Source organism: Pseudomonas sp. L5B5, from assembly GCF_020520285.1.
Classification (GTDB): Bacteria; Pseudomonadota; Gammaproteobacteria; order Pseudomonadales; family Pseudomonadaceae; genus Aquipseudomonas.
The window spans coordinates 1321451-1346638 of sequence record NZ_CP084742.1 but is presented as its reverse complement, the minus strand read 5'-3'; the positions used below and the strand labels follow the sequence as shown (position 1 = coordinate 1346638).

General features: G+C 66.3%; 11 protein-coding genes and 1 tRNA gene. 7 read left to right on the top strand and 5 right to left on the bottom strand.

Translation table 11 applies throughout. The features are described from left to right. The first annotated feature begins 91 nt into the window (after positions 1-91). Positions 92-12625, top strand: a complete 12534-nt coding sequence (locus LGQ10_RS06055) for a filamentous haemagglutinin family protein (protein ID WP_226524958.1) — start codon at positions 92-94, stop codon at positions 12623-12625. Between the two features lie 240 nt (positions 12626-12865). Here the strand turns inward: LGQ10_RS06055 and LGQ10_RS06050 are convergent, their stop codons facing one another. Next, complete coding sequence (locus LGQ10_RS06050) at positions 12866-13324, bottom strand: hypothetical protein (protein ID WP_226524957.1); 459 nt, start codon at positions 13322-13324, stop codon at positions 12866-12868. Positions 13325-13524: 200 nt separating this feature from the next. Next, positions 13525-14730: an MFS transporter gene (locus LGQ10_RS06045; protein ID WP_226524956.1), complete on the bottom strand. Its 1206-nt coding sequence runs from the start codon at positions 14728-14730 to the stop codon at positions 13525-13527. 120 nt (positions 14731-14850) lie between these two features. Between LGQ10_RS06045 and LGQ10_RS06040 the strand changes: the two genes are divergently transcribed. Further along, the gene (locus tag LGQ10_RS06040) at positions 14851-15759 is read left to right on the top strand and encodes a LysR family transcriptional regulator (protein WP_058436749.1); all 909 of its coding nucleotides are present in this window, start codon (positions 14851-14853) and stop codon (positions 15757-15759) included. Between the two features lie 12 nt (positions 15760-15771). Here the strand turns inward: LGQ10_RS06040 and LGQ10_RS06035 are convergent. Both LGQ10_RS06035 and LGQ10_RS06030 read right to left on the bottom strand, forming a co-directional pair. Then, positions 15772-15846 (bottom strand) — tRNA-Gln (locus LGQ10_RS06035). Between the two features lie 169 nt (positions 15847-16015). Continuing rightward, complete coding sequence (locus LGQ10_RS06030) at positions 16016-16720, bottom strand: hypothetical protein (RefSeq protein ID WP_226524955.1); 705 nt, start codon at positions 16718-16720, stop codon at positions 16016-16018. A gap of 191 nt (positions 16721-16911) precedes the next feature. Here LGQ10_RS06030 and LGQ10_RS06025 point away from each other — a divergent pair, with 191 nt between their 5' ends. The 5 genes from LGQ10_RS06025 (at position 16912) to LGQ10_RS06005 (ending at position 24446) form a co-directional block, all read left to right on the top strand. Then, a complete protein-coding gene (locus tag LGQ10_RS06025; RefSeq protein ID WP_226524954.1) occupies positions 16912-18507 on the top strand; it encodes an FAD-binding oxidoreductase in 1596 nt (531 codons plus the stop codon). A 4-nt stretch (positions 18508-18511) separates the two neighbouring features. Then, positions 18512-20104, top strand: a complete 1593-nt coding sequence (locus LGQ10_RS06020) for a glycerol-3-phosphate dehydrogenase/oxidase (protein ID WP_226524953.1) — start codon at positions 18512-18514, stop codon at positions 20102-20104. 20 nt (positions 20105-20124) lie between these two features. Continuing rightward, entirely contained in the window at positions 20125-21699 is a 1575-nt protein-coding gene (locus tag LGQ10_RS06015) for an FGGY-family carbohydrate kinase (RefSeq protein WP_226524952.1), read from the top strand. Positions 21700-21801: 102 nt separating this feature from the next. Next, a complete protein-coding gene (locus LGQ10_RS06010) occupies positions 21802-22152 on the top strand; it encodes a VOC family protein (RefSeq protein WP_058436197.1) in 351 nt (116 codons plus the stop codon). Between the two features lie 167 nt (positions 22153-22319). After that, positions 22320-24446: a TonB-dependent receptor family protein gene (locus tag LGQ10_RS06005; protein ID WP_226524951.1), complete on the top strand. Its 2127-nt coding sequence runs from the start codon at positions 22320-22322 to the stop codon at positions 24444-24446. A 36-nt stretch (positions 24447-24482) separates the two neighbouring features. Here the strand turns inward: LGQ10_RS06005 and LGQ10_RS06000 are convergent, their stop codons facing one another. Beyond that, a complete protein-coding gene (locus LGQ10_RS06000; protein WP_226524950.1) occupies positions 24483-24980 on the bottom strand; it encodes a hypothetical protein in 498 nt (165 codons plus the stop codon). Positions 24981-25188 lie beyond the last annotated feature (208 nt).

Here is a 25188-nt window from a genome sequence, read left to right as displayed (position 1 = left end):
GCCAACAGCCTATCCCCTAAAGCAGTGACGCGCGCCCTGGGCCCTACAAGCGTCGCGCTCCCGTGGGCGTCATAACAAAGGATGAGTAGTAATGGTTCGCTGCACACCACCGGTTGCAACCCCTGGCCTGGATGCTCAGGCGCCGATCCTGCGGCTCAAGCCCCTGGCCCAGGCCATTGCCCTGTTGCTCATGGCTGGCAGCGCCCAGGCTGCCCCGGCGTTCAGTTCCGGCTGGTTTGCCGACAAGGGCGCTTCCCAGGCAGCCACTGCCGCGCGCACTGGCGGCCAGGTGCCGGGCATGCCGCCACCGCTGTCCCAGCAGGTGCGGGTCAACCAGCAGCTGCAGCGTTCGCTCGGCAACCTCAATTCCACGGTGGCGGCCATTGCCGCCCAGCAGGCGGCCCAGGCCGCCGCTCGCCAGGCCGCGTTCGGCTCGGTCAGCAGCATCCCCGACGGCCTCGGCCAGGGTGGGCTGAAGGTCGACAACAGCCTGGCCCAGGGCTGGATCAACGCCAAGGGGCCGGTGCAGAACCAGTCTGGTGGCAAGACCACGGTGACCATCGAGCAGACCGCCGACAAGGCCATCCTCAACTGGGAGACGTTCAACGTCGGGCGCAATACCACGGTGGATTTCCAGCAGCAGTCCAACTGGGCGCTGATGAACCGGGTCAATGATCCCAACGGCCGGCCCAGCGAGATCCAGGGCCAGATCAAGGGCGCCGGCACGGTGATGATCATCAACCGCAACGGCGTGGTGTTCAGCGGTACCAGCCAGGTCAACGTGCGCAACCTGGTGGCGGCTGCAGCCACCATCAGCGACGAGCAGTTCAGCAAGCGTGGCCTGTATGTCGACGCCAATGGCACCCAGCCGACCTTCACCGATGCCGCAGGCAAGGTCCTGGTCCAGGGCGGTGCGCTGATCCAGACCCATGCTCCGGCCACCTCCACCGACGCCGGTGGCTACGCCTTGCTGCTGGGCAGCGAAGTGGAGAACGCCGGGACCATCGTCACCGCCAAGGGCCAGACCACCCTGGCCGCCGGCGACAGCTTCTACATCCGCCGCGGGGTTGGCACCGAGGGCAACCAGCGCTCCACCACCCGTGGCAATGAAGTGGCCACGGCGCTCAAGCCCGGCAGCAGTGCCGGCACGGTCAGCAACAACGGCCTGATCATGGCCTCCACTGGCGATATCACCCTGACCGGGCACCAGGTGCAGCAGAATGGCGTGGCCCTGGCCAGTACCTCGGTGGATACCCGGGGCACCATCCACTTGCTCAACTCCGCCAGCGACGGCACCGGCAGCGTGACCCTGGGGCAGGGCAGCACCACGGCGATTGTGTTGGACAGCAGTGGTAGCAGCGCCCTGGATAGCCAGCGCAACAATGGCCTGGGCAACCTCGACGGCACCCCGAGCAACCTGATCACCGGCCCGTTCAACAACCTCAGCAGTGTCGCCGATCGCACCGACCAGTCGCGGGTGGAGATCGTCAGTGGCGGCACCGTGGACTTCCAGAAGGGCTCCATCACCCTCGCTACCGGCGGCCAGGTGGCCGTCAGCGCCGGTCAGCGCAGCCTGGTGCGCGATGGCGCGGTGATCGATGTCGCCGGCGCTGTCGGGGTCAAGCTGGCGATGGAAGCCAACAACATCAAGATCAACATCCAGGGCAACGAGCAGCGCGACTCGGCGGGCAACCGTGATGGCGGCAAGCTGATCAACAACGACGTGTGGGTCGACCTGCGCGAGTTGATCTTCGTCCCGGCGGGCACCAACGGGTATGCCAGCGATCGCTGGTACACCGCCGGTGGCTTGCTGGAAGTGGGCGGTTACCTGGGCACCCAGGGCCACAGCATCGGTGAGTGGATGGCCCAGGGCGGAACCCTGACCTTCACCGGCAAGGATGTGGTGACCCAGTCCGGCGCGCAGTTGAACTTGTCCGGCGGCACCGTGGACGTTCAGGGCGGGGTGATCCAGCAGACCTGGCTCAAGGGCGTGGACGGGCGTCTTTACGAATTGTCCCGGGCGCCGGGTGACCTGCTCTACACCGGGATCTACAAGGGGTATGTGGACACCAGCCCGCGCTGGGGTCGTACCGACTATTACTACAACCCGCTGATCGCCCAGCAGCAGCGCTACGAAGCCGGCTACACCGTCGGCCGGGATGCCGGCAAGCTGGTGATCGGCACCGGCAACGCGGTGCTGGAAGGGCAACTGGTCAGCGATGTGTTCAAGGGCGACCGCCAGACCCAGGCACCCAAGCTCAACCTCGACGGCTACCAGCAATCCCACAAGGCCGCCGCCCAGCGCGCGCAGTTGATCATCGGCAACTACACGCCGATCTACAACAAGGCCAGCGGCACCCTGCGTTACGCCCTGAACCCCACCGTGGACCAGGTGCTGATCGACGGCAACCAGCAGAAGATCGCCGACGGCCTGGACCTGGACAGCGCCTTGCCGGCCAACCGCCAGGGGCGGCTGGTACTCGACAGCGACCAGCTCAACGACTATCAGTTGGGGGCGATCAAGGTCGGTGCCCGGCAGCAGATCCAGGTCAATGGCGCGTTGACAGTGGCCGACGGCGGCGATATCACCCTGTTCGGCCCGCAGGTCAAGGTCAACGCCAACCTCACGGCCCATGGCGGCAGCATCAATGCCGGCAACGTGTTGAACCAGGTGGATGTAAACCGCAATTTTGTGGTCAGTGACGTGATCCTCGCACCGGTCGGTGGAGCCCAGGCCCGGGTCGATGTGGCCAGCGCGGTCAAGCTGGATGTGGCGGGGCGCTGGAACAACCTGGCTCTCGATCCGCTGAACAACGGCGGCGTGCCCTTCATCAATGGCGGCAAGGTCTCGCTGCGCAGCAGCGGCGATCTCAACCTGGCCAACGGCAGCCTGGTGGATGCCAGCTCCGGCGCGACCATCGGCATGGAGGGCAAGGTCAGCGGTGGCAAGGGCGGCGACGTGACCCTGGCGGCCGATGGCAAGCTGGATGTGTCCGGGGAGCTACGCGGCTACGGGGTCAATGGCGGTGGAACCCTGGCCCTGCAGGCGCACAAGGTGCTGATCGGCGCCCGGGACGTGGCGCCGCAGGCCGGCACACTGCAGTTGGCGGGGGACTTCTTCGACAAGGGTTTCTCGGCCTACGACATCACCGGCAATGAAGGGCTGAAGGTGGCCGACGGGGCCAAGGTCGATGTCAATGTTCCGGTCTATCGCTTGGGCGCCCAGGCGAGCAACGCAGCCACCGGCAGCGACCCGGCCAGCGTGCTGGAACGCTGGCTGCCGGACCTGTACCAGGAGGATGCGACCAGGAGCGTGCTGACCCAGCGCCGTGGCGCCGGATTGACCCTGACCGCCGGCAACCAGTATTCCACCGGAGCGCAGTTGGCGACCACCGAGCTGAGCGTGGGCCAGGGCGCGGTGGTCAATGTCGACCCGGGGCAGGCCATCAACTTGCGCAGCGTCGGCCAGTTGACCATGAACGGCACCCTCAATGCCTGGGGCGGCAGCGTCAGCCTCGGCGGCCTCACCGTGGCCAGTTCCGAAGCGGCCAATGCTGCCGGTCACGGGCGTTCGATCTGGGTCGGCGAGCACGCGCTGATCGATGTCGCGACGCGGGCGGCGAGCGCCGTGGACAACCGTGGCCGCAGCTATGGCCAGGTGCGCAACGGCGGCAGTATCAGCATCGGTGGCGAGATCGACCTGGCCACCGGCATCGCCAAGGCCAGCGACCTGTTCGTGGTGGTGCGTGACGGTGCGCGGCTGGACGCGTCCGGCTCCCAGGCCGCCCTGGATGTTCCCGGCCAGGGCCGGGTGCAGGTGGCCAGCAATGGCGGCAGCATCAGCTTCGCCTCCAACAACGGCCTGTACCTGGATGGCAGCTTCGTGGCCAGGGCCGGAGGCGCCGGTGCGGCGGGCGGCAGTCTTTCGGTGGCCCTGGAGAGTCCGTACTACACCAAGAACGCGGTGACCGACCGGGTGCTCAAGGCCCGGGAGCTGGTGCTCAGCCAGACTCACCAGAGCGGCACCTTGGCCGACTCGCCAGAGGCAGCGGCTGCGGGCCTGGAATATGGCCATGGCCGGCTTGGGGTGGACCAGGTCAGCGCGGGCGGTTTCGATAACCTGGCGTTGCTGAGCAACGGCTTGCTGAGCTTCGACAATGACGTCGCGCTGCACATGGGCCAGAGCCTGCGCCTGTACAGCGGTGCCCTGAGCCTGACGGAAAAGGCCGCGGCCACGAGCCGGGTCGACCTGTCGGCACCTTACCTGCTGCTGGCGGGCATCCTCGCCCCGCTGGAAGCCAAGGACCAGTATGTCCGTCCGGTGGTGTCCATCGGCAGGCCGTCGGAACGCGCCACCCAGGCACTGTTCAACGCCAGCGGCAACCTGATCGATGTGCGTGGCAATGTGATGTTTGGCAGCAAGGGCGACTTGCGCCTGGCCGACAGCAGCCTGGTGAACATCGAGCGCCGTGGCTTCGATCACGTCCAGCTCGACAGCCAGGGCGACCTGCGCTTCCTCGCCGGTGTCGGCGTCGATGTGATCGCCAAGGGTATCAGCACCCAGTTGCTGACCCAGGGCGACATGACCCTGCGCGCTGCTCAGCTGTATCCGGGCACCGAGGTCGGGGCTCGGGTGATCGCCGGTTACAAGTACGATTTCGCAGGCCTCGCATTCGATCCGACACGGACCCTGACCATCGCGCGCAATGGCAGCGCTGACCTGGCGGTGCCGTACTCGGCCTTCGGCCGCCTGCAACTGGGCGCCGCCAATATCAAGCAGGGTGGAGTGGTGCGCGCGCCCCTGGGCCTGATCGAGATCGGCAACCTGGGCAGCAGCAAGGTCGAACTGTTGCCGGGCAGCCTGACCTCGGTCAGCGGCAAGGGCCTGGTGTTGCCCTATGGCGGCACCGTCGATGGCCAGGTCTACAAGTACAACGGCAAGACCGTGAGCTTCGTGGGCCAGGGTGGTTTGGTCAATGAAAACAGCGAGCTGAGTGTCGGCGTGATCCTGGGTGGCAAGTCGGTGAAGGTACAGCAAGGGGCGACCCTGGACCTGTCCGGCGGTGGCGAGCTGTTGGGCGCGGGATTCATCTCGGGGCGCGGCGGCTCAACTGACGCCCGCTACAGCCCCCTGGTGCAGATCGGCGCCAACGGCGGCCTGGTCCTGCCGGGCCTGGCCAGCAACCCGATCTATGCCATCGTCCCCGGTGCACAGCCAGGCTATGCGCCGGTGGCACCGGAAGGTGGCGCGGTGGACCCGCTGGTCGGCCAGCAGGTGACCATTGGTGCCGGGGTGCCGGGCCTGGCGGCGGGCACCTATACCCTGATGCCATCCACCTATGCCCTGATGCCGGGGGCGTTCCGTGTGGAGATCAACGGCCTGGCCGGCCTGGGCAGCGAGGGCTCGGCCCAGCAGATGCGCAATGGCTCCTGGTCCACCGCCGGGCGCTTGTCCATCGCCAACACCGGGATTGGCAACAGTGTCGCCAGCCAGTTGATCCTGACCTCGGCCGATACCCTGCGCCGTTACTCGCAGTACAACGAGACCAGCTACGCCCAGTTCGCCGTGGCCGATGCCGCCAGGCTCGGAGTGCCACGGCCAACCCTGCCCGTGGATGCCAAGACCTTGAAATTGGCCCTTGAGGCCGGCGCCGGAGCCGAGGCGTTCTCCTTCCAGGGCACCGGCCGCTTCGAAGCCGCCACGGGGGGCTTTGGTGGCACGGTGTCGGTGCTGAACCGCAGCAGCGGGGGTGGCATCGAAGTGGTGAAGTCCGGGCAGCCGGCCACCGACGGTTTCAGCGGGATCACCCTGGATGCCGACAGCCTCAATGCGCTGGGGGCCTCGCGCCTGATGCTCGGCGGCCTGACCCTGGTCAAGTATGGCCAGAGCGGCAACTTCATTACCCTGGCTGAAGGCACCAACACCAGCAATGGTTCGATCATCCTGCGCCAGGGCGCGACCCTGGCGGCGCCGGAGGTGTTCCTGGTCGCCAACTCCGGCGAGATCGTGGTGGAGCAAGGTGCCTCGATCAACACCATCGGTCGTGGCAAGGCCAGCTACGACGCACGGGACGGTTTTACCTATCAAGTGGGCAACATGCTGGCGGTGTCCAACGGCTTGCTCAATGTGATCAGTGCGCCCGCGAGGCAGGGGACGAGCAGCGGCATCAAGGTCGGAAGCTGCAGCTCGACTGCCTGCGCCGGACAGACGGCCCTGTATTCCGAGGGCAGCATCGTGGCCCTGACCGACAAGACCTTCGAGCTGGGCGAGCAGGTGCGTTATGGCACCCGGCACCTGAACCTGGGCTTGAGCAGTATCAACGTCGGCAGCCCCGAAGCCCTGGCCGCCGCGGCCGCAGGCAATCGCCTGCCCGCCGGCATGACCCTGACCCAGCAGGTACTGGACCGCCTGCTGCGTGGTGACACCCAGTTCGGCGCCCCGGCCCTGGAGACCCTGCAACTCTCGGCCCGGGACAGCTTCAACTTCTACGGCAGTGCGGGCCTGGATACCTACGATCCGGCCACCGGCAAGTCACTGCTGAGCAACCTCATGCTCTCGACCCCGGCCATCTACGGTTCTGGTGGCGCCAATGATGTGGCCAGCATCCATACCGCCAACCTGATCTGGCTGGGCGCCCAGGCGCCGGCCGGGGCGGTGGTGGCTGGTGGCGCCGGTACTGGCAGCGGGCGCCTGGATATCAATGCCGAGCGCATCGAGTTCGGTTACGGCGCCTTTGCCCAGCCCAGCAGCACCAAGACCTTCGATCGGCTGGCCCTGGGTTTTGCCAACGTCAATCTCAACGCCAGCCAGCGCATCACCGCCAACCACAAGGGCAGCCTCGCGGTCTACCAGAGCCAGGGTGGCTACGATCCGCTCAAGGGGTTTGCCTACAGCGGCGGCAACCTGAGCATCCGCACTCCATTGATGACCGGCGAAGCCGGTTCGGTAAACCGCATCAGCGCCGGTGGCACCATCGATATCGGCGCAGGCAGTGGCACCCGTGGCCAGGCCAACGGCCAGGGCGCCGAGTTGTCCTTGAGTGGCGACAGCATCCGCCTGGACAGCGCCGTGGTCCTGCCCAGCGGCAAGGTGACCCTGGAGGCTCGTGGCGATGTGCAACTGACCGACGCCGCGCTGATCGACGTGGCCGGGCGCGCCATTGCCTTCAACGACGTGACCCAGTACGGCGCCGGTGGCGAGGTGCTGCTGCAGAGTCGCGCCGGCAACGTGCTGCAGGCGGCGGGTGCGAGCATCGATCTGTCGGCGCAGAACAACCAGGCCGGCAAGTTGCGGGCCGTGGCCCTGGACGGTGGCGCCGGGCTGGTGGACCTTGCAGGCAAGATCCTCGGTGCCAGCAGCGGTTATTACGATGCTGGCGGCACCCGAGTGCCCTACCTGGGCGGCGCGGTGGAAATCCAGGCCCAGCGCCTGGGCGGCAGTGGCACCCTGGACGAGCAGTTCGCCGCCCTCAACCAGCGCCTGAACCAGGGGCAGGTGTATGGCGCCCGCAGTTTCCAGCTCAAGCAGGGTGACCTGACCATCGGCAATGGCCTGAAGGCCAACAGCATCAGCGTCTCCCTGGACAACGGCAGCCTGCGGGTCAACGGCCTGGTGGACGCCAGTGGCGAGCGGGTCGGCAGCATCAACCTGGCAGCCGGCAATGGCCTGGCCCTGGACGCTAATGCCGTGCTCGATGCCCACGGCAGCGCGCTGCGGGTGGACAGCTACGGCAAGATCATCGATTCGCCCAACCGCGCCACGGTGGTCCTGGGCTCTGGCAAGGGCCAGCTGACCCTGGCCGAGGGCGCGCGCATCGACCTGCGCCACGGCACCGACGTGACGGTCGGAGGTGCGGCGGGACAGAACGACGGCCGCAGCCGTGGCACCCTGGAACTCAATGCCCCACGCCTGTTCAAGCTCGACGGCAGCAGCGACGACATCGCCATCGACGCCCGGGGCCGCCTGGACATCCAGGGCGCGCGCTCGATTGCGGTCAACGGCATGGTCAGCTACGATGACGCGCCGCAGAAGAACGACGCTGCCAGCGGTCGTCCCTACCAGGAGATCACCCAGGACTACCTGGACCAAAAGCATGTACTGAGCACGGCCTTCATCAAGGCGGCCCTGCAGAACGACGACCTGATGCACAACAAGCTGGCCGGGTTGAACAATGCCGGTTATGCCGACGCTTTCCACTTGCGTCCCGGCGTCCAGATCGTCAGCAAGACCCCTGGCGGCGACCTGGTGGTGCAGGGCGACCTGGATCTGTCCGGTTATCGTTATGCCAGCGTCAATCCCCACAGCCAGCAGACGTCGGTGTATGGCTCCGGCGAGGTCGGTACCCTGGTACTGCGCGCGGGCGGCGAGTTGAGCATCTACGGCAGTATCAACGACGGTTTTGCTCCACCACCGCAGACCGTGGATGACAAGGGCTGGGTGCTGTTGCCAGGGGTGGATTTCACTGGCGGCAACATCATCGTGCCGGGCACCGGGGTGACCCTGGCCGATGGCACCAGTTTCCCGACCGGTGCCAGCCTCAACTACGACCTGCCGATCAAGGGCCTGACCCTGGCGGCGGGCACTCGCCTGCCGGTTGCCGCGACGCTGGACCAGAGCTTGACCCTGCCGGCCGGCACCATACTGGCGGCGGCCGTGCGCGATGCCGCAGGCAACCTGCTGTTCGCTGCCGGGACCCTGCTCGGCGAGGCCCAGACCCTGGCAGCCGGTACCCAGCTGGAGGCGGGCAGCCTGCTGGCCCAGAACACCCGGGTCAAGGCCATGACCTGGCCCAAGGGCGTGGATCTGCCCACGGCGGTTGGCGGCCTGGTGCTGCTCGACGGCAGCAAGCCGCTGGCCAAGGGCGCGCTGATTCCCTCGGGCACCAACGTCAAGTTGCCGGACGGTGTCAGCTCCATCGCCTTGCGTGCCGAGGAGGCGGGGCGCCAGGGCAAGCTCTGGGCCATTGCACCGATGCTCGCCGAGGGTTCGCAGTCCTGGTCCCTGCGCCTGGTGGCGGGGGGCGATACCACGGCCGCCGACAGTCGCATCCTGCAAGCCAACCCGAGTAACGGCGACCTGCATCTGGCTGACAGTCACTACGGCATGTTCGCCAAGGAGATGCCGGCCAAGGGGGTGCAGACCTGGACTCAACAGGCCGTGGACGATCTTGCCGGGTCCGGGATCGTGGTCAAGGCTGGCGAGCCGATCGATGAGCAGATGCTGATCGATCTTGGCCAGACCTCCATCGACCAGTTCTGCCAGGACACTCCGACTTACTGCGCGATCAAGGCCAGCTATGCCTGGACCCAGCAAGCGGTAACTGACCTGGCGGAATCCGGGATCGTGGTCAAGGTCGGCGACAGAATCGATGAAAAGATGCTGCAGGACCTGGGGCAGTCCTCCGTCGAGGCTTTCTGCCAGGACAACCCGGCATACTGCGTAGCCATGGCCGACAAGGAGTATGCCGCCACACCATCGAGCACGCGCTTCAGCGTGATCCGCACCGGCACCGGCGATCTTGAGTTGCTCAGTGCCGGCAACCTGAGCATGGACTCTCTGTATGGGGTCTACACCGCCGGCAGCTCATCGCAGGCCACTGCACCAGGTTCTCCTTACAACCAGGCCAAGGCTGCGGGCCGGGGCACCACGGTGCTCAACGATGTGAACAGCTACTTCGAGAAGTTCGTCGATGGTGGTAGCGAAAGCCTGTACCGCGCCTGGTATCCCGATGGAGGTGGCAACCTGAGCCTGCGGGTTGGCGGCAACCTGACCGGCAACATCGTGGATACCGCGGCGCAGTCCCAGGCCCGGCCCAATCCCCAGGACAGTGGCCATGACTCGACCCAGGTCGGCAACTGGTTGTGGCGCCAGGGGGGAGGGCAATCCTTGCCGACGGCCTGGTGGATCAACTTTGGCAGCTACACCGCCACCGCCACCGCCGACCAGTTGGTGGGCTTTACCGGTTTCGGCACCTTGGGTGGCGGCAACCTCGATGTACGGGTGGGCGGCGATGCTGGCGTGCTGAAGCCGCTAGTCGGCAGCGTGGTGGAACAATCGGCCAACCCACGCACCCAGGGGCTGGTGCTGGCGGTAGGCAGCACCGGCAGGGTCACCGCCGATGGCGGACTGCAATTGACCGGTGGCGGAGACCTGCGCTTTGAGGTGGGTGGAGGCCTGAACCCGGGCAGCAGCCTCACCAAGCAGAGCCAGACTGACGGCGTACTGCTGGATCTGCGGGGTAATGCCCAGGTGCTCGGGGCTTCGGTGGGTAGCCTGGACCTGCACTATGGCAGCCGTCCGGAAGACCACAGTGCGGGAGAAACCCGGGCCTTCGATCCTGTACGGGCCACCACGGCCCTGGCGGCAGGGGGGATCACCCTGGTACCGGGTGATGCCACATTCAATCTGTCGACCCGCGGTGATCTGGTTCTGCAGGGCGTGATCGATCCGGGACGCACCTCCTTGATGAACGGTTATGCCCTCGATGGTGTCAAGGGCACAGGGCAAAGCTGGTTCTCCCTGTGGACCGAACGCACCGCCATCGACCTGTATTCCGCAGGCGGCAATGCCACGCCGATGATGACGGCGGCAGAAACCGACCTGGCGGTGGTCTATCCGTCGATCCTGCGGGTGACGGCCGCCAGCGGCAGCCTGTACTACGGCAGCGCGAAAGGGGTCGGCACGGTGAACAACAACCGCTCGACCCTGGTGCTGGCGCCTTCGAACAACAGCCAGTTGCAGTTGTTGGCGGGGGATTCGATCTATGGCGGCAACTTGTCCATCAACCAGTCCTTCGCGGCGCCGGCTGCCCTGGCAACGCCTTTCAATCCGGCCTATGAGGCCTGGGATGGGAATGGGGTACTGATCCCCGGGATGGGCAACCTGTCCGCGGATGCGAACCTTGCCAAGGTGGGCAGCTATCCGTTGTTCGCTTTCGGTTCGCCTTCGGCCACCAGTGGTGGGCGTCGCAGTAGCGAGCCCGCGCGTTTCTATGCGCTCAATGGCGACCTGCTGGCGGTCAGCAGTGGTCGTAGCCTGGTATTCACCAACTATGCGGACCCGCGCTTCGGTCAGACGCGTCATGAGGGTGGTGGTCCGGTGTGGATGATGGCCGGGCGCGATATCGTCAGCAGCGGGGTCCCCCCAAGTGGTGCCGAAGGAGCTGGTGACAGCTTCAGCCGCTACACCTTCACCGGCAACCTGTTCATCCACGACAACCCCAGCGATATCTCCATCGTCAGCGCCGGACGCGACATCCTCTACAGCAACTTCAACGTCGCCGGCCCCGGTACCCTGGAGCTGACAGCGGGGCGCAACATCCTGATGGAGGACAAGGTCAGCGTCACCAGCCTTGGCGCCGTGGCACCGGGGGACAGCCGTCCGGGGGCGAGCATCGTGATGCAGGCCGGGGTCGGCGCCCAGGGGCCGGATTACCGGCGCTTCCTCGAGGCTTACCTCGATTCGGCCAACCTGGCAGGCAGCGGCGAGTCGCTGGCCGGCAAACGGGTGGCCAAGACCTACGAGGGCGAGCTGGTGGCCTGGCTGGCCGAGCGTTTCGGTTTCGTCGGCAGCGCGACCGAGGCCCGGGCCTACTATGCGGGGTTGCCGGCAGAGCAGCAGCGGGTGTTCGCCCGGGAAGTGTATTTTGCCGAGCTCAAGGCGGCCGGTCGCGAGTACAACGAGGCCGGCGGGGTCCGCCAGGGCAGCTATGCCCGGGGCCGGGCGGCGATCGCGGCGTTGTTCCCGGTCACCGACGTGGCCGGCAACCCGATCACCTACAAGGGCGACATCACCCTGTTCGGTGGCTCTGGAGTGCACACCAACTTCGGCGGCAATATCCAGATGCTGACCCCCGGTGGCAGCCAGACCTTCGGTATCGAAGGCAATGCACCGCCGGCATCGGCAGGGGTCATCACCCAGGGCACGGGGGATATCCAGCTCTACTCCATGGGCAGCATCCTGTTGGGACAGAGCCGGATCATGACCACCTTCGGCGGAGCGATCATGGGCTGGTCGGCCGAGGGTGACATCAACGCCGGCCGGGGCTCCAAGACCACCGTGGTCTATACCCCGCCCAAGCGGGTCTACGACACCTGGGGCAACGTCAGCCTGTCGCCTTCGGTGCCCAGCACCGGTGCAGGGATCGCCACCCTGGCGCCAATTCCCGAAGTGCCGTCCGGTGACATCGACCTGATCGCGCCGCTGGGCACCATCGACGCCGGCGAGGCCGGAATCCGGGTCTCGGGCAGTGTCAACATCGCCGCCCTGCAGGTGGTCAACGCGGCGAACATCCAGACCCAGGGCAAGACCTCCGGGATACCGATGACGGCGGCCATCAATACCAATGCCATGACCTCGGCCAGTGCCGCCGGCTCGGCGGCGTCCCAGGCCGCCCAGGACGCGCAGCGCAACCAGCAGGCCGCGGCCAGGCAGGGCCGGGCGTCCATCGTCACCGTGGAGGTGCTGGGCTTTGGTTCCGAACAGGTGCAGCGCCCGCGCGAGGAAGCCGGGCATACCCCGGCCTACAATCCGGACAGCCCGGTGCAGGTACTGGGCGCCGGACCGCTCAACGAACAGGCACGGGCGCGCCTGACCGAGGAGGAGCGCAAGCAACTGACGCTTTAAGGTTCTCTCGTGGTAGCAACGCTTGGGGGCGATCATCGATCGCCCCTTTTTTGTCCCTGGATCAGGCCGGTACAACAGCCCGTCGAGAATGGTGTTGGCGAGATCCTGTAGCCGCTGCCGCAGGCTGCGCACGGGCGCGCAGCGGCCGCAAGGTCTGCCTGCCACCGCCGTCGCTTGAAGGCCCTGTGGGCCTTGGCGCAGCCTCGCCGTGGCTCGACAGCGGCTACAGGGCGGGACGTTCTAGGGAACCGTGACGATCATGCAGCCGATGGCTCCGGAGTGCTGGTAGATGGTAGTGGTGTCATGGGTCCTGGCATATTCGGCCAACTCGAGCTTGGCCTCGTTGCTGTAGCCCAGGCCCACCGCCCAACGGGCCTCCACGGTTTGGTTGGTGTACTTTTTCAGCTTCAGGATGTCCTTGTCGATTTCCTCAAGCAGTTTCTTGCCGGCGTTGGTGGCGCTCTCGACCTTCAACTCGATGGCGTATTCATCGACGCCCTGGCGCGCCAGTACATCCAGGCGCAGTTTCTCGTTCGGTGGCGGGTAGGGCAATTCCCGGGCGGCACTCAGGCGGGCCGCGCGCAACAGTATCAGGAACTCCACCTGGAACCATATTTCCCAGGCGGCTCCGGTGGCGATGGCCGCCTCGATGCGGGCGTGGTCGTTGAGGATCAACTGGCTCAATTGAGTGTTTTTCATGGGGCGTCGCTCTTTGCAGGGGAGATGCACAGAGGAACGGGGCGCAGCGGGGGTTGTGAAGGCTTGGCGGCGCGGCGTGGGTCGATTGACAAGTCATGCAGGCGGCGCCCGGCCAGTATTGACCAGAAATGGGCGGCAAGAGAGGCCTGGATGAGCACGCCTGTACCCATCGACGACTGCACATCCGGGCGTTGCGTCGTTCAGTCCGCAGGCCTGGCTTGCGCCTGGCCGAGGTTGGCGGCGCCCAGGCAGTAGAACAGCCCGCCCGCAATGACGAACAGTGCGAGCATCCAGAAGATCGTCTGGGGTGGCTGGCTGGCCAGGACCAGGCCGCAGAGCATCGGCCCCAGGGCGCCACCGAGGCTGGAAAGGTTCTGCGCGCCGTAGTACAGCCCACGCAGGTGTTCGGGGGCGATGCAGTCGATGAACATGTACTCGGCAGGGAAGACGATGATCTCGCCCAGGGTGAACACGGCCATGGCCAGCACCCACAGCGTCAGGTTGCTGGCCACGGCGAAACCGCCAAGACCCAGCAGGAACAGGCCCAGGCCCGTGGCCAGCCACAGGTTCAGGTGCTGGCGCAGGATCCGCCGGCCGATGGCGTACTGCAGGCTGATCACCAGCAGCGCGTTGGTCGCCACCAGGGTGCTGATGGTGGTGTAGGCGGTTTGCGCCGAGGTGGTGATCACCAGGTACTGCGAGAGATAGGCCGAGAACTGGCCGAAGACCACCGCGCTGAGCAAGCCGCCGAGGGTGAAGCAGACCAGGCGATAATCCGCCAGCAACTGCTTGCCCAGGGCCAGGAAGGCCAGGGATGGCTGGGCTGGTTCAGTGACGACCGTGCATCGCTCGCCCCGGGCGAGGTAGAGGCAGAAGAACCCGCCACCCAAGGCTGCGGACAGAACGAAGGGCAGGCTGATATCCAGCTGGGCCAGCCCGGCGCCCAGGAACGGGCCCACGGCATAACCGATGTTGGTCAGGGTGTACTTGATGGAAAACACCGTGCTGCGCTCATCCACCGACAATTGCCGGGCAAAACCGGCCTTGATGGCGATGTCGAACACCGCATAGGCCAGGTTGATCGCCAGCAGGCACAGGTAGAACAACCAGAGGCTGCGGGCGGCGAAGGTGCCGATGAAGCCCAGGGTGAACACTGCGCAGCAGCACAGGATCAACCGATGGTTGGCGAGCCGGTCCACCAGGAAACCGCCATAGAGGCTCAGCATCGACCCCACGATCAGGCTGCTGCCCAGCACCAGGCCGATGTCGGCGACATCCAGCTGGAAGCGTTCCGCCAGGTAGATCACCAGGTAGGGCAGGGTCACCGCCCGGGCCAGGGTCAGCACCAGGGCGCCGGCCAGCAGCAGGTTGAGGCCTGCCGGATAGTGTTTCAGGGTGCGCAGCATCTGTGCCTCTTGCCATCGTGCCGATGAAGTGATGGCCAGCTTACTGGGGAATCTGGTTCTGTTTTATGATGCTTTTTATCAACTGAAGTGAACCCAATTCATTAATGACAAGGACGCCGGATGTTTTCTTCCGAACGCTTGAAGGGGATCGACGTGTTTGTCTGCGTCGCCGACTGCGGCAGCTTCAAGGTGGCGGGCGAACGCCTGAACCTCACGGCGTCGGCCATCAGCAAGGCCATCGCCCGCTTGGAAGCGCGACTGCAGGCGCGATTGTTCCGACGTACCACCCGCAGCCTGGCCCTGACCGATGCAGGCCTGGCTTTCTACCGCACCTGCAGTGGCGTGCTGGCCGAACTGGAAGAGGCCGAGCTGGAGCTGCAGGCACAACAGCGTGAACTGCGCGGCAAGCTGCGCATCGACTTGCCGGGAGCCTTTGGCCGGACCCAGGCCCTGGGGCTGATCCTGGGGTTCACCCGTGAGCACCCGCAATTGCAGCCCCATGTGACCTTCTCCGAGCACCTGGCCAATCCCCTCGAGGCGGGGGTCGATATTGCCGTGCGCCTGGGCGGCCCCGACCTGTGGCCGGCCGAGCTGGGGCATCGGCACCTGGGAACCGAGCAGTACCTGTTCTGTGCGGCTCCCGGCTACCTGGAACGGAACGGCCGACCGGCCGGCATCGCCGATCTGGAGCGGCACCAGTGCATTGCCTACGGCTGGGCGGACGGACGCGTGCATCCCTGGAGCTTTGCCACCAGCCGGCCAGGCGAGATCGAGCGTCGGCTGGTGCCGGCCAGTTGCGTGGTGGGGGGCGGGGAGGGTTTGCTGATGGCGGTTCTGGGCGGTTATGGCATCGCCCACCTGCCGTCGTGGCTGGTCAAGCGCCAACTGGAAGATGGCAGCCTGGTGGAAGTCTTGCCGCATTTGGCGACTCGCGGGCAAACGATCAACCTGCTGTGGATGAAGAGCCGGCAGGGGTTGCCCAAGGTCAGCGCGATGCTGGAGTTCCTGGCGGAAAACCTGATGGGGTAGAGATAGGGAAAATGGCAGGGGCGGCTGGATTCGAACCAACGCATGGCAGGATCAAAACCTGCTGCCTTACCGCTTGGCGACGCCCCTGTAGCTGTTGCGACGTTACTTGCTCGATGTGCCGGTCCTGGGAGGACCGCTGCAAGAACGGGCGCAAATTTAACAACTCGCTGGCGGTTTGGGAAGCCCCCAGCGCAAAAAAAATCGGTTTGAAAACAGCTGCTTAGTTCTGCCGGGGGGCTTTTTCCCCGATTGACACTCAATCGACGAGGTAGGCGTCCTGGGTATCGCGCAGCGGCTGGGCGCGCTCCAGGGCCCGGCGAATGGCCAGGCGTTCCGCGCCCACGAGCACTCGCCGGCCCAATTCGTATGTATTCCCACCAGGGCCAAGATGCACCGATAACAACCCGCTGACCTGGTCATCGATGATCTCCAGGATCATCTCCATCACGCCCTCCATGCCATTGGTGGCGGTGAGGCAGGTCAGTCCGTCGACGTCGACGCGTCCACACCAATGGATTTCATCCCAGCTCAGGCAAGCGCCCTGGGGCCTGCCGATGCCAGGCAGGCTCCAGGCCTGCTGGTCCAGCGGCTGGGCCTTGAGTGCTGTCGACAGTGGCATGCAGGCCAGGATCTGCAAGGGAAAGCGCTGCTTGCCCCGATGCAGGTCATGAAGTGCGTGGGTGGGTGCCTGGTCCGGTCCGCTGACCCTGGCCCGCAGCAAATGGCTGTGGGCGAGTTCCGAAGGTTGTTCGCTCCAGCCGTTGATGTCGCTCACGGGTGGGTGCCAGAGCAACTGCAGGGTTTCACCGACCTTCAGCCGATCCTCGGGGTCGAAGAACGCCGAGATGTCCTGGCCCACCTGCGGCAGCAGATCGCGCAGGCTCAGGGTCGCGGCGCCATAGTCGATGTCCAGGTCCGGGGACCAGAACAACGGGGCGCAGGTTTTCAGCGAGGCGGGCATGGCGGTCACTCAGTCTTGGGTCAGGGGCGCGATTCTTTGACAGTTGGCCCGGCTTGTCACGTGCTTTGCTCCGGGGCCGATGACTCAATCGGCTACACCAACTGGCTCAATGCGACCGTGACAGCCGGCAGCGTCGCACTAGTATAGGGAGCCTCACACAAGACCTATAAGAACAGCAGAAGGACACACGCATGCGACGCTGGAATGGCTGGGGGGATGCATCCACGGTGGTCGAGTTGCCGGCCGAAGGCGCGGGGTTTCTCGCCGAGCGCCTGGGGCCGGGATACCGCTTGCCGGAAGCGTCCCTGGAACAGGCCCTGGCCCGGGTGCCGGCCTCACGGTTGCCGGCCCACCCGCTGTACAGCATCGATCCCCAGGAGCGCCTGCTGCACGCTCGCGGCCAGAGCCTGGCGGATTGGCTGGCCCTGCGCGAAGGCGAGCTTGGGGTCTATCCGGATGCGGTGGCGTTTCCGGACAGCGCCGCGCAGATCCGCCAACTGCTGGCCCTGGCCGAAGAGCGCGACCTGTGCCTGATCCCCTACGGCGGCGGCACCTCGGTGGCCGGTCATATCAACCCGGCGTGGTCCGAGCGGCCGGTGCTGACGGTATCCCTGGCCCGGATGACACGCCTGCTGGACCTGGACGAAGACAGCCTGCTGGCGACTTTCGGCCCCGGGGCCAGCGGCCCCCAGGTGGAAAGCCAGTTGCGGGCCCGGGGCTACACCCTGGGGCATTTCCCACAGTCCTGGGAGCTGTCGACCCTGGGGGGCTGGGTGGCCAGTCGCTCCAGTGGCCAGCAGTCGCTGCGTTATGGGCGCATCGAGCAGCTGTTCGCCGGCGGCACCCTGGAGACCTTCGCCGGGCCGATGTCGATCGCCACCTTCCCGGCCTCGGCGGCCGGCCCCGACCTGCGTGAGGTGGTGCTGGGCAGCGAAGGGCGCTTCGGGGTCATTTCCGAGGTCAAGGTGCGGGTCAGCCGCTTGCCGGACGACGAGCGCTTCTATGGCGTGTTCCTGCCGGACTGGGCGCAGGCCCTGCAGGCAGTGCGAGTCCTGGCCCAGGCCCGGGTGCCGCTGTCGATGCTGCGCCTGTCCAACGCCGTGGAGACCGAGACCCAGCTGGCCCTGGCCGGCCACCCGACGCAGATCGCCTGGCTGGAGAAGTACCTGGCGCTGCGTGGCGCAGGCCAGGGCAAATGCCTGCTGACCTTCGGCGTGACCGGCAACCGTCGGCAGAACGCCTTGTCCCTGCGCCAGGCACGCCAGCACCTGAAGGCCTTCGGCGGGGTGTTCACCGGCACCTTGCTGGGCAAGAAGTGGGCACAGAACCGCTTCCGGTTTCCCTACCTGCGCGAAAGCCTGTGGAACGCCGGCTACCTGGTGGACACCCTGGAAACCGCCACCGACTGGAGCAACGTCGACACCCTGCTGCAACGCATCGAAGACAGCCTGCGCGACGGCCTGGCCGCCGAGGGCGAGCAGGTGCACGTCTTCACCCACCTGTCCCACGTCTATGGCGAGGGTTCGAGCATCTACACCACCTACGTGTTCCGCCCGGACCGCCAGTATCCGGCGACCCTGGCTCGCTGGCAGGCGCTCAAGCACGCGGCCAGCCAGACCATCGTCGAGCACCGGGGCACCATCAGCCACCAGCACGGGGTGGGCAAGGATCATGCGCCCTACCTGCTGCGGGAAAAGGGCGCGCTGGCCATGGACGCCCTGCAGGCCCTGGGCCGGCATTTCGATCCGGCCGGGCGCCTGAACCCCGGCACCCTGCTGGAGCAGTGACGCCATGAGCCAGGACTGGAACGCCCAATGGCGGCAACAGAGCCTGCCTGCGCTGGCGGCGCAGCACTGGGACCTGATCGTGATCGGCGGCGGCATCAGCGGTGCCGGCATCCTGCGCGAGGCGGCCCGGCGCGGTTGGCGCTGCCTGCTGCTGGAGCAGCGGGATTTCGCCTGGGGCACCTCCAGCCGTTCCTCGAAGATGGTCCATGGCGGCTTGCGCTACATCGCCAAGGGCCAGTGGCGCCTCACCCGGGATTCGGTGCGCGAGCGCCAGCGGTTGCTGCAGGAGGCGCCCGGGCTGGTGGAACCCATGAGTTTCCTGATGCCCCATTATCGCGGTCAGTTCCCCGGCCCCCGGGTGTTCGGCAGCCTGCTGAGCCTGTATGACGCCCTGGCCGGGCGGCGCAATCACCGGTTCGACGATGCCGGGCAGTTGCAGTTCCTGGCGCCGGGCTTGAAGGCCTCGGGCCTGCTGGGCGGCACCCGCTTTGTCGACGCCCTGACCGACGATGCCCGGCTGGTGATGCGGGTGCTGGCCGAGGCCCGGGCCGATGGCGCCCTGGCATTCAACGGCCTGCGGGTGACCCGGCTGCTGCGCGAGGAGGGGCGGGTCTGCGGGGTCGAGGTCGACGACAGCGAAGGCGGTTGCCCTCGACAGTTGCGCTGCGCCGCCCTGGCGGTGGCCACCGGGGCCTGGGCCGAGCGCCTGCGCCCAGAGGCGGCGGATCGTCAGTTGCGGCCGCTGCGTGGCAGCCACTTGCTGTTGCCGGGCTGGCGCCTGCCGGTGGCCCATGCCTTCAGTTTCATGCATGCCGAGGATCGTCGGCCGGTGTTCGTCTTTCCCTGGGAAGGCGCCACCGTGGTCGGCACCACAGACCTGGATCACCGCGAAGACCTGGACCTGAGCGCCAGCATTAGCCAGCAGGAGTTGCACTACCTCCTCGCTGCCTGTGCCCAGCAATTTCCCGAGGCGCGGATCGCGGCCGGCGACGTGCTCTCGACCTGGGCCGGCGTCCGTCCGGTGGTGGCGGGGTCCGGCGCTGCACGGCAAGACAAGCCCTCCAACGAAACCCGTGAGCATGTGCTGTGGCAGGAGCCCGGCTGCGTGACACTGGCCGGCGGCAAGCTCACCACCTTCCGGCCCCAGGCCATCGAGGTGCTGGCCGCCTGTGGGGCGATGATCGGGCGCAACGTCAGCGACGACGGTGCACCGGTGTTCGCCCCGGTGCCGGCCCTGGACATTCCCGGGCTCAGCGGCGCCCAGCAGCGGCGCCTGGCCGGGCGCCATGGCCGTGACTTGCCGCGGCTGGCGCGGCTGGTGGCGCAACTGGGTGGCGAGTGCGTCGGCCCCAGCGACACCCTGTGGGCCGAACTGGCCCTTGCCGCCGAGACGGAAATGGTCCTGCACCTGGACGACCTGCTGCTGCGCCGCACCCGCCTGGGCCTGTTGCTGGCCGAGGGCGGCGCCGGCTACCTGCCGGCCATCCGCGACCTGTGCCAGGTGCGGTTGGGCTGGAGCGATGCCCACTGGCAAACCGAAGAACAGCGCTACCGGGCCTTGTGGCAACGCCACCACAGCTTGCCCACCACGCAATGATGCGCAACCAAGAGAGCCCCATGGACAACCACAACAACAAGAAGCAGGACTACCTGCTGGCCATCGACAACGGCACCCAGAGCGTTCGTGCGCTGCTGTTCGACCTCTCGGGCAACCTGATCGGCAAGGGCAAGGTGGAGCTCGAGGCGTACTACTCGACCCAGCCCGGCTGGGCCGAGCAGGACCCGGACTACTACTGGGCCAAGCTCGGCGAAGCCTGCCAGTTGCTCTGGCAGCAGACCGGCATCGACCGCTCGCAGATTCGCGGGGTGTCCCTGACCACCCAGCGCGGCACCCTGATCAACGTCGATGCCCAAGGCCACGCCCTGCGCCCGGCGATTCTCTGGCTCGACCAGCGCCAGGCCGAAGTCGAGGGCAAGCTCAAGGGGCCCTGGAGCTGGCTGTTCAAGCTGATCGGCGCCGAGGCCACGGTGGACTACTTTCGTGCCCAGGCCGAAGCCAACTGGGTGGCGCAGACGCAACCGGACATCTGGGCCGCCACCGACAAGTTCCTGCTGCTCTCCGGGTTCCTGACCCATCGCCTGACTGGCAACTTCGTCGACTCGGTGGGCTGCTGCGTGGCCTATCTGCCATTCGACTACAAGCGCCTGCGCTGGGCCGCCCCCAGCGACTGGAAATGGCAGGCCCTGGCGGTACGCCGGGAGCAGTTGCCGACCCTGCTCAAGCCCGGTGAAACCCTGGGCCGGGTCAGCGCCGAGGCCAGTCGTCATACCGGCATTCCCGAGGGCCTGCCACTGATTGCCGCCGGGGCCGACAAGGCCTGCGAGGTACTGGGCTCCGGGGTCCAGGATTCCACCACCGCCTGCGTGTCCTATGGCACCACGGCCACCGTCACCACCACCCGTTCGAGCTATCTGGAGGTGGTGCCGCTGATTCCGCCGTACCCGGCGGCGGTGCCGGACCACTACAACTGCGAGGTGATGATCTTTCGCGGCTACTGGATGGTCAGCTGGTTCAAGCAGCAGTTCGGCTTGCGTGAGGTGCAGCAGGCGGCGGAGCAGGGGCTGGAGCCGGAGCAGCTGTTCGATGCCCTGGTCCAGGCGGTGCCGCCGGGGTCCATGGGCCTGACGCTGCAACCCTACTGGTCGCCGGGTATCCGCGAGCCGGGGATGGAAGCCAAGGGCGCGATGATCGGTTTCGGCGACGTGCACACCCGGGCGCACATCTACCGGGCGATTCTCGAAGGCCTGGCCTATGCCCTGCGCCAGGGCATGGAGCGCATGGAAAAACGCTCGAAGCTCAAGATCACCCGATTGCGGGTGGCCGGCGGCGGTTCCCAGAGCGATGCGGCGATGCAGCTGACCGCCGATATCTTCGGCCTGCCGGTGGAGCGCCCGCATGTCTACGAGGCTTCGGGGCTGGGGGCGGTGATCGCCTGTGCGGTGGGGTTGGGGCTGTACCCGGACTTTGCCACGGCCATCAGCGCCATGACGCGGGTGGGGGCGGTGTTCGAGCCGCAACCCGAGGCCCGGCAGATGTACCAGCGGTTGTACAGCCAGGTGTACCTGCGCATGTACCGCCAGCTCAAGCCGCTGTACCAGAGCATCCGCGAGATCACCGGTTATCCGGCGTGAGGCGCTACAGCCGCCTGTTGCAAGCTGCTAAGGTTGCGTCCTCACCAAGGCCCGATGATGCATGGCGACCCCCTCGCCATGCCGGCCTCCCTGGAGTTCGGTATGCCGCTGACCTGCCTTCTTCGCTGCAATGATCTGGCCAGTACCCGCGAACATTACCAGCAGACCTTGGGCTTTACCGCCTGCGACTCGGCGGAGTCGACGCTGCTGGTGCAACTGCAAGACGGTTGCCTGACCTTCACCGAGCAGGACCTCTGGGGCAGTGCCCCGGCCTGTACCGGGACCCTGTATTTCGCCCTGGAGGATGTGCAGGCCTATTTCGACTCGATCAAGGATCGGGCCGACATTGCCTGGCCCTTGCAGGACATGCCCTATGGCACCCGCGAGTTCGGTATCCGCGACTGCAATGGCTACTACCTGGCGTTCATGCAGGCCCGGCCAGTTCCGGGCTGATCCGGGCAGGGCAGGCGGGCGCCGATGCCCGCCCGCGATGGCGTCATGCCCCTTCGCGTCAGGTCGCGGCCGCGTCCTGAAAAAAAAAGCAAAATTGTCCTGTGTTTTCTTCGTTCCTTCCGGCGTCGCACCCTTCACTGTCCATTGCCCTCGCCGGAGTCGTAACGATGCCTTTGCCCCGATCCTTGCCCACTGCCCTGTTGGGCCTGGCCCTTGCCTGCCCGGCCGTGGCCCAGTCCGCCGGGCTGGAACTGGCGCCGGCGCAGGTCCTGGGGCAAGGCCAGGAGGGCACCGGGCAGGGAGCTGAAGAGGCTCGGGCGCGGCTGGCCCAGGTCCCCGGCGCGACCAGCGTGGTGGACATGGAGCGGCCATTGCAGGGCCGGGTGGCCAGCAACCAGGATGTGCTGGCCTACCAGCCCGGGGTCTATGCCCAGTCGGCGGGCAATGAAGGGGTGAAGATCTCGATCCGCGGCTCGGGCATCAACCGTGCTCCGGGGGCCCATGCCTCGGGGCTCTACACGATGCTCGACGGCCTGCCCCTGACCGGCCCTGGCGGCACGCCCTACGAGTTGCTGGAGCCCTTGTGGATCGACCATGTGCAGGTGCTGCGCGGGGCCAACGGCTTCGACCGCGGGGCCCTGGCCCTGGGTGGGGCCATCGACTACATCAGCCACACCGGCCATGACGCGCCGCTGTTGCAAGTGCGCTACGTCACTGGCAGCCACGGCTACCAGCAGCGCCAGGTCAGCTCCGGGCAAGTGCTGGGCGACTTCGACTACTACGTCTCGCTGACCGACTCCAACGCCGACGGCTACCAGGATCACACCCGCAGCCAGAGCAGAGGGGTGATCGGCAACTTCGGCTACCGCTTCAACCCGAACCTGGAAACCCGCTTCTACCTGCGCTACCGCGAGACTGACAATGACCTGGCCGGGCGGGTGAGCAAGCATTCCATCGAGCATTCCCCAAGGGCGGCCAACCCGAGCTACGTGTCCCGGGATGACCGGCGCAAGCAGCCGGGCAGCACCTTCGTCGGCAACAAGACCACCTGGTACATCGATGACGATTCGAGCCTGCAGGCCGGCCTGGTCTACCACGACTACCCCATGGACCTGCGCGAAGGACCCAACCGCCTGAAGGTGGCCTACAGCGATGTCAGCGGGACCCTCGACTACAAGCGCCGCGACACCCTCTGGGGCCTGGAGAGTCGCAGCACTTTGGGCCTGCGGGTGACCAAGCACCTGCCCAACGACGGCGCCAGCGAGTTCGTGCGCATTCCCACAGGCAACACCAGCAGTTACTCACCGGGCACGCGAATGCGTGACTTCACCTACCAGGGTTCGGACAGCGTCCTGCATTTCAGCAATGACCTGGAGATCGCCGACGACCTGTGGCTGACCACCGGCCTGGCGGCCATCTACACCCGCCGCGAGAGCGCGGTGACTTACCCGGAGGGCGGCGGCAAGACCAGCCTTGGCGACTGGGACTATGCCCCGCGCCTGGGCCTGCGCTACCAGCTCAATCGCGATGTGCAGCTGTTCGGCAACCTCAGCCGTTCGGTGGAGGCGCCGCATCCCTGGTCGCTGATCTACAGCTCCAACATTCGTTTCCCGAAAGACAGCGGTGCCGCCAAGGAAACCCAGCGCGACCCGATCAAGCTGCAGAACCAGACCGCCACCACCCTGGAGCTGGGTGGCCGTGGCGACAGCGCCCTGGGCCAGTGGAGCCTGGCCTGGTACTACGCCCAGGTCCGCCATGAGCTGCTGTCGGTACTGCCCGATGCCAGCACCACCACGCCTTATGAACTCAACGCCAGCCCCACGGTGCACCAGGGGCTGGAGGCCAGCCTGGAAAGCGAGCTGTGGTCGCGACCCGGGGTGGGGCGCCTGGGCCTGCGCCAGGCCTATACCTTCAGCGACTTCCACTACCGCGACGATCCAAGCTTTGGCGGCAACCGCCTGCCGGGCCTGCCGATGCACTACTACCAGGGCGAGTTGCGCTACGACTGGCCGCAGGGCTTCTTCGCCGCCGTCAACACCCAGCTGGTGTCCAAGGTGGCGGTGGACTACGCCAACAGCTACTACGCCGACCCCTATGCGCTGTTCGGCGCGACCCTGGGCTACAACGCGCCGAAGAACGACTGGCAGGCCTGGGTCGACCTGCGCAACCTGACCGGCCAACGCTATGCCGCCACCGTGACTCCGGGCTACGACGACAAGGGCCAGGATGCCGCGCGCTCGACCCCGGGCGAAGGCATGGGCGTGTATGTCGGGATGTCATGGAGCCTGCGCTAAGGCGGGTGGTTGCCCAGGTTTTGGCCAGGCGCCGCGTCAGTTGCGAAAGTACAGCTCGTCCAGTTGCCGCCGGCGTATCACCAGGTACTCCTCCCAGACCTTGGGGAAATCCTCGTCACGGGTGAGGGGAAAAGTCAGGTAGATAAACCAGCCTATGACCCTGATGTACTCCCGTACCCGTTTGTACGCTGGCTGTTCGGACAGGGAGATGGATTCGTCATAGGCGTAGTGGTAGTGGTAAATCGTCGTCCGGTGCGGCGCGATCATGCAGCGGGAAAAGTCGATGACCCAGCGCTCGTCCATATCGGTGCTCAGGTAACCGTAGACCCCGTCCTCGCTGAGGCTGATGGCTTTGCGCGCCCGTTCGCCATCCTCGTCATTGACCAGCACGATCTGGGTTTTGAAGTAGCCAATGGTCTGCTGCTCGGGGCCGTGCAGCTGCAGGTTCCAGCCCACGGCGCCCATGCGGAATTCGCCTTGCTCGACAAACTCGGCGGTCCAGCCGTTGGCAAGAGAGAGGATGTGTCTGGTCATCGTGGTCCTGATCGTGTCTGTCCCTGAGGGTCGGGGATTGTACGTCAGGCGCTGCACTCGCCGGCAAGGGTCATTGCGTGTGTCGCCCGGCCGGAATGGCCGGGCAGTGGCAAGTTCATGCAGGGGAAACTATCAGCCAAGTTTGAACAAGCGACTCGGCCCTTAACTAAAGAGCCGAGTCTGGTTTAACTATTTGGTTAACTAACAA